Origin of the sequence: Bradyrhizobium sp. UNPF46 (assembly GCF_006658625.1) — a bacterium.
In the GTDB taxonomy this organism is placed as follows: Bacteria; Pseudomonadota; Alphaproteobacteria; order Rhizobiales; family Xanthobacteraceae; genus Bradyrhizobium; species Bradyrhizobium nitroreducens.
In genome coordinates this window covers 1-1,170 of record NZ_LFJB01000143.1, presented here as the reverse complement: position 1 = coordinate 1,170, position 1,170 = coordinate 1, and the positions used below count along the sequence as shown (strand labels likewise).

Sequence of the window (1,170 nt, the reverse complement as noted above, 5' to 3'; positions counted from 1 at the left end):
TCAAGAACGCGCCGATCCCGGGTTCGACCGGTGCTCCGAGCGTTCCGACCGGTTATGGTGCGAGCGGCAACGTCCTCACCGACGGCGCCGGCAACTCGACGGTCTATCTGCAGGCCGGCACGGTCAACGACGTCTTGAAGGCGATCGACCTTGCCACCGGCGTGCAGACCGCGACGATCAACGCCAACGGCACCGCGACGCTTGCGACCGCCACCGGCCAGACCAACTCGTCGATCAACGCTTCCGGCCAGCTCAAGCTCTCGACCGGCGTCAATGCCGACCTGTCGATCACCGGCACCGGTAACGCGCTGAACGTGCTCGGCCTCGCCGGCAACACCGGGACTTCGACCGCGTTCACCGCGGCCCGCACGTCCGGCGTCGGCGGCATCACCGGCAAGACCTTGACCTTCACCTCCTTCAACGGTGGCACGGCGGTCAATGTCACCTTCGGCGACGGCACCAACGGCACGGTCAAGACGCTCGATCAGCTCAACAGCAAGCTGCAGGCCAACAACCTGACGGCGACGATCGACGCCAACGGCCTGCTGACGGTCTCCACCACCAACGACTACGCGTCCTCGACCATCGGTTCGAACGCTGCAGGTGGTGCGATCGGCGGCACGCTGACCACGGCTCTGACCTTCTCGACGGCTTCCACTCCCGTCGCGGACACGGTTGCCCAGACCTCGCGTGCGAACCTGGTCAATCAGTACAACAACATCCTGAACCAGATCGACTCGACCGCCCAGGACTCCTCGTTCAACGGCGTCAACCTCTTGAACGGCGACCAGCTCAAGCTGGTGTTCGACGAGACTGCGAAGTCGAGCCTCAGCATCACCGGCGTGACCTACAACTCCAAGGGTCTGGGCCTTGCTGCGCTGACCAGCGGTGTCGACTTCATCGACAACGCTGCCACCAACAAGGTGCTGACCAACCTGAACTCGGCGTCGAGCACGCTGCGCTCGGAAGCTTCGGCTCTGGGCTCGAACCTGACGATCGTGCAGGTTCGTCAGGACTTCAACAAGAACCTGATCAACGTGCTGCAGACCGGCTCGTCCAACCTGACGCTGGCCGACACCAACGTCGAAGCGGCCAACAGCCAGGCGCTGTCGACCCGCCAGTCCATCGCGGTCTCCGCGCTGTCGCTGGCCAACCAGTCGCAGCAGAGCG

1 protein-coding gene is annotated in these 1,170 nt (G+C 64.4%); it reads left to right on the top strand.

Annotated elements, in window-relative coordinates; translation table 11 throughout:
• A partial coding sequence (locus UNPF46_RS37185; protein ID WP_142253334.1) for a DUF1522 domain-containing protein occupies nucleotides 1-1,170 on the top strand: 1,170 nt, incomplete at both ends.